The sequence below is a fragment of the Prevotella sp. S7-1-8 genome (assembly GCF_000758925.1).
Lineage (GTDB): Bacteria > Bacteroidota > Bacteroidia > Bacteroidales > Bacteroidaceae > Prevotella.
In genome coordinates this window covers 41,774-48,874 of record NZ_JRNC01000052.1, presented here as the reverse complement: position 1 = coordinate 48,874, position 7,101 = coordinate 41,774, and the positions used below count along the sequence as shown (strand labels likewise).

Sequence of the window (7,101 nt, the reverse complement as noted above, 5' to 3'; positions counted from 1 at the left end):
TAAATCCATATATATACTCATATATTGATGGAGACGACTTTTATAGATTTGAAGAGAATGAAAAATTCTTTGATAATAAGGAACAAGCCGAAGAGTATGTGAGAGAAAACATAATTCCTTTCGACAAAAATAAAGTCAAAGAGTATCTTACTAAAAGATATGAAGTTAATTCTATCAGTGAAATGGAAGATATTTTACCTGACAGTATTATTAAGGAGTGTTCGCACCGCTTCCTTCACATATGCGATTTGGGGTTGATTCAATGTGATCTTCTTAGAAATGCACTAAAAGGTATTTTCTGTATTAATGCAATAACCTTCAGAAAAGAAGAAGTTGCATACATCAAGCATGGGGAAGATGACTGGGTTGAAATTACATTAAAAGATGGTACAAAAGTAACACCTCGAAATGAGGATGAAAATTTAATCATCCGCTGGTGTTTCGGAGGCAATCCTTCAGGAGTCTATTATACGAATATCAAAAAACCTGTGGAAACAGAAGAGTATTAAGCAAAGAATAAAAAAATACCAGAATAAAGTAATATAAACTAAACATATTATTGTATCTTTGCACCATAAAAGATACATTATGACAAAGTTTACTAAAGCAAACTGGATGACCAGAGCACTGCAAGAGAAATTGAACGTAGTGGGTGAGCAATTCCGCCTTGCCCGATTGCGCCGAGACCTGACGATGGACCAGGTGGCTCAACGTGCGCAATGCACAAGGCTTACCCTATCACGTTTGGAGAAAGGTGAGCCTACAGTGTCTCTCGGTGTGGTAATGCGAGTGCTCAATGCCCTGCAACTCGAAGATGACATTCTTCATTTGGCTAAAGACGATGAGTTAGGACACATGATACAGGACTTGGGTATCAAAAATAAGAAACGAGCTTCAAAAAGATAACACATGGAAAAGTTAGATGTTATAGCCAGTTTCGACTGGATGGATAAAAAAGAAGAGAAAGTTGGCTCTCTTGGGCATGAATACCTAAGAGGTTCTGACGTGTTCTCTTTTGAGTTTGATAAAACATGGCTCAAACGCTATCCCAAGATAGACTTTGGATGTGATCTTCGCCCTTACACTGGCGTACAATATAGCCAGGGCAATCATATCTTCGGTTGCTTCTCTGATACCCTTCCTGACAGATGGGGTCGACGGTTGATAGACCTCCGTGCCTCACTGGAGACAGAAGGGAAAGCAAGCCATACCTTATCTGATTGGGACTATCTCAAAGGTGTGGAAGATGAGATGCGTATGGGTGGTTTCCGCTTTCAAGACCCAACAGACGGTTCATTTATCAGCTCTACCCCCAGTTACAGTGTTCCACCTGTCATACACATTGACGAACTTTTGCAAGCAGCCAAGGAGATTGAGAAAAGCGAATACAAGCATTTGGAGCCTGAAAAGAAATGGGTACAACGACTCTTTCAGCCTGGTTCCTCGATGGGAGGCGCACGTCCGAAGGCTTGTGTGCAAAGTGGCGGTCAGCTTTATCTTGCCAAATTCCCTTCCATCAATGACGACATCAACGTATCTCAATGGGAACACTTTGCCCATCTGATGGCTAAGGGGTGTGGCATCACCGTGGCAGAAACACAAGTCATCAAAGCTGGCACAGGCCAGGACATACTTCTGTCTAAGCGATTTGACAGAACCGAAGACAACAAGAGAATCCACATGGCTTCCTCGCTCACTGTCCTCGGCCTTACTGACGGCGACGGACAAAGGAATGGCAAAGGCTATTTGGATATAGTGGACTTTATCATTTCAGGCGGTGGCAACCATATAGAGGCTAACTTGGAAGAGCTATACAAGCGAGTGGCCTTCAACATCTGTATTGGCAATACCGACGATCACTTTAGGAATCATGCCTTCCTGCTTGGTAAGGATGGCTGGGAATTGTCCCCTGCCTATGACATGAACCCAACGAACAGTATGTTTCAGGCATTGCTTATCGATGCCAATACAAATGAAAGCTCCCTCAACCACCTTTACAATGCCCATGAGCTTTATATGCTGGATGAGACCACCGCAAGAGGCATTATCATGGATGTAACAAGGAACATGAAGTATTGGGAGAGTATGGCAGAGGACATAGGACTTCCCCGACGAGAGATCACATACTTCACAGATCGTTTTGAACAGGGTATGGAATTTCAATATGGAGCAGGACTTCGTCGATGAGATTAAATCAGGGAGGCATTCTATCTGCCTCCCCTTTTGCTTATACTGTATAAAAACATCATTCATGCTTTTATGCAAGATAACTTAACATAAAAGCAAAACAACAAATAAGCATAAAAACAAAACATATACTTTCCAAACAAGCATAAAGTTTGCCAAACAAGAAATTTGATTTTATGTAAAACAAAAAATCATGCCTTTTTTCTTGCAACATTGGCCGACTTTTTCTATCTTTGCAACATCATATTAATTGCTCTCCCCCTTTGTTCGGGTGTCAAGGCAGACTTGTACTGTTGTGAGCGAATTACATGTTATGGGGTCCCTCTCCAATGGGTATTTGCCCAAGTGACCTACCAAACTATGGAGATTGTTGTTTTAGCAGGTTTTCTTTAAAACCGCAACAATCACGCCCTAAGTGGGTGCATAGTTTAGTAACGTGTATTTAAATATGATAAAAATGAAGAAACATTATTTTTTGATTGCAGCAATGGCAGCGAGTCTATCTTTGCCAGTGTCCTTTACCTCGTGTGGTTCTAACGGCTCCGATGACGGTATTGAAGCTATTGATGCAGCAAACTCTGTCATCAGAATGAAAATCTCCTTGTCAGGCGACTATACCAAGTTCGATCCGTCCCTTTCCTTTTATGCCTGGGACTTGAAAGGCAAGGGCAAGGATATTCACACTTCGACAGGTAAAGATGTGAATATGATTTGGGAGCAGCATTATGGGAAAAATCCATTCTCTACGGCATCTGCTCAAATCAAAGGCTCTTATTCGTCTTTTTCTGCCTCACTTATTCTTACCAACTCTGACAGACAGGAGGGTAAAGTAAGTATCCGTGCCACGGTGTACAAAGATGAAAAAGTTATTCGTGACCAGACTTTGAACGTCGAAATACTGCCTTCTGACATATCAACCAGTATAGGCTATGTACCAGAGCAAGGTTTCACAAAGATCAATTAGGAGGATAGACGATGGAACAACAAGAAAACAGAATTGTCCTTTTTGCCAATCAAAAAGGAGGAGTCGGTAAAACTACCCTATGTGGTTTGTTTGCAAACTATCTCTCCGTTGATAGGAAAGTGCCCTTGCTCGTTATTGATGCCGACCCACAACAGACTTTCTCGGGTCGTCGTAAGGATGACTTGCGCAGACAGGCAGATGTTCCCTATGTGGTACAGTCTATGACTATCAAGAATCCCGAAAATACCCTCACCATCATGAAGAACCTGCGCACACTGCCAGGTACGACGGTGATTGATACCCCAGGTAGTTTGACACAAGACGGTATGCTCCAGCTCTTGATCAATGCCGATTACATCATTTGCCCCTATCACTACGATCTCAACACGATAGATTCCACTCGTGCCTTTATCCTTGCGGTATTCCGTTTGCGTCAGACTCACCCACAAATCAGAGCACAATTCATCTTTGTCTGCAACAAGTACGATGTGCGAATAGGCAAAGGAAGCGAGTTGAAGGCATGGAAGATTGTGGACGAATACTTTCAGAAGTTCGGTATTCTCGCTCCTCGCATAGGTAGTTATGCTGACTTGGAACGTTACAACACTATTGGCAACAACGACAAGGTGGCTAAACATATCAAACGTTGTTTTGATTTCATTTACAAGACCATATATAACATAGACGACAATGAGTAAGTATAAATCAGATATAGCCGACTCTGCATCGAATATGATGCAGCTGTCAGGAACATTGGAAGGGATGCTCCAGGATATTCATGGACAAAAGGAAGTTTCTACCTCACAAGAAGAGAATGTTCAAATTGCAACACCGACAATGCCAACTCCTACACCAGTAGCCCCGAAAAAGGCTAAAAGGCAGAAACAGCCTGTTTTATCCCAGGCTCCTGCTCCGACAATGGTAGATGGTGATGAGCTTTGGACAGCCTTCTGTACCCAGTGTGCAGAAGAAGACAACTTGCCCAAAGTAGTAGGGAAAGATGGCAATATGACCCTTTGCAAAGTAAACAAGGATATTCTTGCCACGTTCCGTAAATATGCGGTCGGCGGCTACTCCACCCAAACCATCATCAACGCCATCCTTCATAGTTTTGTGCTGCATTACAAGAAAGAGTTTAGTCAATACAAGGTTACAGGTAAGCCTCTGTTATAACACCGGTATGCTTAAAGAGTACTTTCAGAAACTTGGCAGAAATGCTATTTCCAAATGTTCGAAATGGCTCTTGATTGCGGTCATTGCTTGCATCACATGGATTGGCTTCATTGATGAGCAAGTCAAATCAACAGGCCAAAGACTATACGAACAAGGGCAGCAGCTTTACAAAGAGACTGAAAGTCCGCCTTTGCCTCCAGCTAAGAAAGACAGTGTGCTTAATAAGTATATCGAAAAGAATAAACACTATGAGTAGAATTGCAACCATATGGAACGCCGACAAGATTAACTTCCTGGTCGAAAACTATGCCCATTCGAGCAATCGTAAGTTGGCAGATACCCTTGGTGTATCTATCCCTTCTGTTAAGCTCAAGGCTCGTGAACTGGGATTAAAGAAAGAGTGCGCCAAACGCAAGATATTTCCTTCTTTGGAGGCTAATATTCTTAGAATGAGTGAAAGCAGCTCGTATCGGACGATTGCGAACAAGCTGAACATATCCGTTTCTTCGGTACACTCTACCATCAACGATGCTACCACAAAAGGCTTTCAAAAACGTAGTCGTGAGAAGACTGGAAAAATCATGTCCGAGACAAGGGTACGTCTCATCAAGAGGGAGCGAGCAAGAGCCGTTTTCGGACTCAACCAGAAGACAAAAATCAAGCTGTTCCCCAACAAACAGAAATACCATATGCGAGACCGCCTGAAAAGATGCAGATATGAAGTTGAGCATAATGGTATGGATGTTTATATTGATGATGAGACACGCCGTCATGCCAATATTGAGACGGAAGCACAGCAAATAGGATTCAATATACAACTCCCCTACATAACATATTATCCATTAGATTTTGTTACAGAGAACGGTGACGCAGAAGAAGAAATCTTCACCGAACTTAAAAGAAAGAACATTCATGGTTAATAGATTAACTTAAAACAAAAAATTATGTCACAATGCAAAGGAAAGGTCATCGCAATAGGCGAGACCAAAACTGGCGAAAGTCAGAGAGGCAAGTGGGCATCCCAACAGTGGGTGGTCGAGGAGCAAGGGCAGCAATACCCTGAACATTGGGTGTTTGAAACCTTCGGTGAAGAGAACATCAACAAATACAACCTTCATGTTGGCGATGTGGTGGACGTGAAATACAATGCACGCTACACGGAGAAGAATGGCATATACTATTCTTCAAACCGCCCCTGGAAGGTGGAAAAGGAGCAACAGCAAGCCTAATCCACAGAACCATGCTAATGATAGATACGGACAGCATAAAAAGTGTTGTCCGTATCTTTTTTGTTACACTATGTGGATAATAAAGCCATTTAATCACTGAAAAAGCAATCAACAAGTCAGTTTCTTTCCCTTGATAGTTATAAAAGACACAAGTATTATTGTGTTTTGGTTCCAAAGCCATACTTTTGTAATCGTTTTTGCAAAGAACTTTATTTGAACTTTGAAATTTTGCAAAAAACAAAAAAACATAAAACTTATTTGCGTCTATGTTTGGAACATTCATGACCGTTATCATTATCGGGTATATAGGCTATTATGGATATAACATCATTCATGATCTGTACTTTGACAAGTCAGGTGAGATAGTCGTTGCTGCCCACGTCGAGGAGCAGGAAGTGGACATCAAGGACGAATTAGGAAGTTTCACCCAATACGATGCCAACGAAGACAGAAAGATTGCCGAACAAAAGAAAATGCAAGCCAAAGCTACCGAAGGAACATCAGCGGAGGAAAAAGGATCAGCTTTTGCCCAAAAATCTGCCATACCTAATCCTGATGCGCCAGCAACCATGACTGGAGGGATAGAGGCAGACCAATTGCCTAATCTTGTCGATTCTTTGGAAAACACCGAGGAAGGTTCCGACTTCTTTGTCATCAAGTCGGCCTTTACACCTGCTGGTCTATAGCGTTATCATATTTAAATACACGATAGGTTCAAAGCCGTCCTGTGCAGTTTCCTGTTGTATGGGAAATTGCCGAAAGGCTTCTTTGTATGGTACTTTAATTCGAAATATTATAAACATTTAAATTTACATGTTTCAATTAAAGCAAGTTTTCAAATCAGTAGAGAAAGGATTAGAAAGTGTCAATGGCTCATGCAAGCGTGGCTTCGCTGCCTTCGTTCTCGGTGCCATGTATGGCGTTCAGGCCTTCGCACAGAGTAAAGGTGCTGGTGGCTTCTCATCTGCAACTACTGAAATTAAAAGTTATGAGGGACCAGTCAAGAACCTCATGTATGCCATCGCAGCTGTCATTGCATTGGTTGGTGCGTTCAACGTCTATTTCAAGATGCAGAACGGTGATCAGGACGTCAAGAAGACTATCATGATGACCATCGGCGGTTGTGTCGCCATGGTTGCCATGGCCACAGCCTTGCCTATGTTCTTCAAGTAGGCAGATTCAAGATATACTCGGATAGCTTCCACAAGAGGGAGTTATTTCGGAGTATATTAGCAACCTTAACTTTATAAGACATCACCAACATGGAGGAAATCATCAGCTATCCTGTTTTTAAGGGACTTCAAAAGCCTTTGGAGTTCATGGGCATTCGTGGAAAGTTCATCTATTATGCGGCAGGTACTTTTCTACTTGGTTTCATCGGCTTCTTGGTGTTCAACATACTGATGGGCTTCTTTGCTGGTGCAATAGCACTCGTTGCCATTGCAGGCACAGGCATCGTACTCATCTTCATCAAACAGAAACTCGGCCTTCACGCAAAGCAACGCTACAAAGGCATTGTGCATTACACAGGCCTCTTTGAATATTGAC

At 42.2% G+C, this 7,101-nt stretch carries 12 protein-coding genes; all 12 read left to right on the top strand.

Annotated elements, in window-relative coordinates; translation table 11 throughout:
• Positions 1 to 509, top strand: a 509-nt coding sequence (locus HMPREF1640_RS13530; RefSeq protein ID WP_036894056.1) for a hypothetical protein, incomplete at its 5' end; no start/stop codon positions are given.
• Positions 510 to 588: 79 nt separating this feature from the next.
• The gene (locus HMPREF1640_RS09125; protein ID WP_036864224.1) at positions 589 to 906 is read left to right on the top strand and encodes a helix-turn-helix domain-containing protein; all 318 of its coding nucleotides are present in this window, start codon (positions 589 to 591) and stop codon (positions 904 to 906) included.
• A 3-nt stretch (positions 907 to 909) separates the two neighbouring features.
• Positions 910 to 2,187 (top strand): type II toxin-antitoxin system HipA family toxin, encoded by a 1,278-nt coding sequence (locus tag HMPREF1640_RS09120; protein WP_036894055.1) that lies wholly within the window; start codon positions 910 to 912, stop codon positions 2,185 to 2,187.
• A 457-nt stretch (positions 2,188 to 2,644) separates the two neighbouring features.
• Complete coding sequence (locus HMPREF1640_RS09115; protein ID WP_231565879.1) at positions 2,645 to 3,151, top strand: hypothetical protein; 507 nt, start codon at positions 2,645 to 2,647, stop codon at positions 3,149 to 3,151.
• Positions 3,152 to 3,162: 11 nt separating this feature from the next.
• Complete coding sequence (locus HMPREF1640_RS09110; RefSeq protein ID WP_036894053.1) at positions 3,163 to 3,849, top strand: ParA family protein; 687 nt, start codon at positions 3,163 to 3,165, stop codon at positions 3,847 to 3,849.
• Positions 3,842 to 4,324, top strand: a complete 483-nt coding sequence (locus HMPREF1640_RS09105; RefSeq protein WP_036894051.1) for a hypothetical protein — start codon at positions 3,842 to 3,844, stop codon at positions 4,322 to 4,324. Before HMPREF1640_RS09110 ends, HMPREF1640_RS09105 begins: the two co-directional genes overlap by 8 nt.
• Before the next feature lie 7 nt (positions 4,325 to 4,331).
• A complete protein-coding gene (locus tag HMPREF1640_RS13335; RefSeq protein WP_025072477.1) occupies positions 4,332 to 4,580 on the top strand; it encodes a hypothetical protein in 249 nt (82 codons plus the stop codon).
• Entirely contained in the window at positions 4,573 to 5,244 is a 672-nt protein-coding gene (locus tag HMPREF1640_RS09100; protein WP_036894068.1) for a hypothetical protein, read from the top strand. The genes HMPREF1640_RS13335 and HMPREF1640_RS09100 overlap by 8 nt, the downstream gene beginning before the upstream one ends.
• 24 nt (positions 5,245 to 5,268) lie before the next feature.
• Entirely contained in the window at positions 5,269 to 5,553 is a 285-nt protein-coding gene (locus HMPREF1640_RS09095) for a DUF3127 domain-containing protein (RefSeq protein ID WP_036894050.1), read from the top strand.
• A 266-nt stretch (positions 5,554 to 5,819) separates the two neighbouring features.
• Positions 5,820 to 6,239 (top strand): hypothetical protein, encoded by a 420-nt coding sequence (locus HMPREF1640_RS09090; protein WP_025072480.1) that lies wholly within the window; start codon positions 5,820 to 5,822, stop codon positions 6,237 to 6,239.
• 127 nt (positions 6,240 to 6,366) lie between these two features.
• Positions 6,367 to 6,726 (top strand): DUF4134 domain-containing protein, encoded by a 360-nt coding sequence (locus HMPREF1640_RS09085; protein WP_036894049.1) that lies wholly within the window; start codon positions 6,367 to 6,369, stop codon positions 6,724 to 6,726.
• A gap of 89 nt (positions 6,727 to 6,815) precedes the next feature.
• Positions 6,816 to 7,100, top strand: a complete 285-nt coding sequence (locus HMPREF1640_RS09080) for a DUF4133 domain-containing protein (protein WP_036894047.1) — start codon at positions 6,816 to 6,818, stop codon at positions 7,098 to 7,100.
• Position 7,101 lies beyond the last annotated feature (1 nt).

Coding starts and splice junctions, on each gene's coding strand:
- HMPREF1640_RS09125 (WP_036864224.1), top strand. CDS start 589: ATGACAAAGTTTACTAAAGCAAACTGGATGACCAGAGCACTGCAAGAG.
- HMPREF1640_RS09110 (WP_036894053.1), top strand. CDS start 3,163: ATGGAACAACAAGAAAACAGAATTGTCCTTTTTGCCAATCAAAAAGGA.
- HMPREF1640_RS09085 (WP_036894049.1), top strand. CDS start 6,367: ATGTTTCAATTAAAGCAAGTTTTCAAATCAGTAGAGAAAGGATTAGAA.
- HMPREF1640_RS09095 (WP_036894050.1), top strand. CDS start 5,269: ATGTCACAATGCAAAGGAAAGGTCATCGCAATAGGCGAGACCAAAACT.
- HMPREF1640_RS13335 (WP_025072477.1), top strand. CDS start 4,332: ATGCTTAAAGAGTACTTTCAGAAACTTGGCAGAAATGCTATTTCCAAA.
- HMPREF1640_RS09105 (WP_036894051.1), top strand. CDS start 3,842: ATGAGTAAGTATAAATCAGATATAGCCGACTCTGCATCGAATATGATG.
- HMPREF1640_RS09080 (WP_036894047.1), top strand. CDS start 6,816: ATGGAGGAAATCATCAGCTATCCTGTTTTTAAGGGACTTCAAAAGCCT.
- HMPREF1640_RS09115 (WP_231565879.1), top strand. CDS start 2,645: ATGAAGAAACATTATTTTTTGATTGCAGCAATGGCAGCGAGTCTATCT.
- HMPREF1640_RS09090 (WP_025072480.1), top strand. CDS start 5,820: ATGTTTGGAACATTCATGACCGTTATCATTATCGGGTATATAGGCTAT.
- HMPREF1640_RS09100 (WP_036894068.1), top strand. CDS start 4,573: ATGAGTAGAATTGCAACCATATGGAACGCCGACAAGATTAACTTCCTG.
- HMPREF1640_RS09120 (WP_036894055.1), top strand. CDS start 910: ATGGAAAAGTTAGATGTTATAGCCAGTTTCGACTGGATGGATAAAAAA.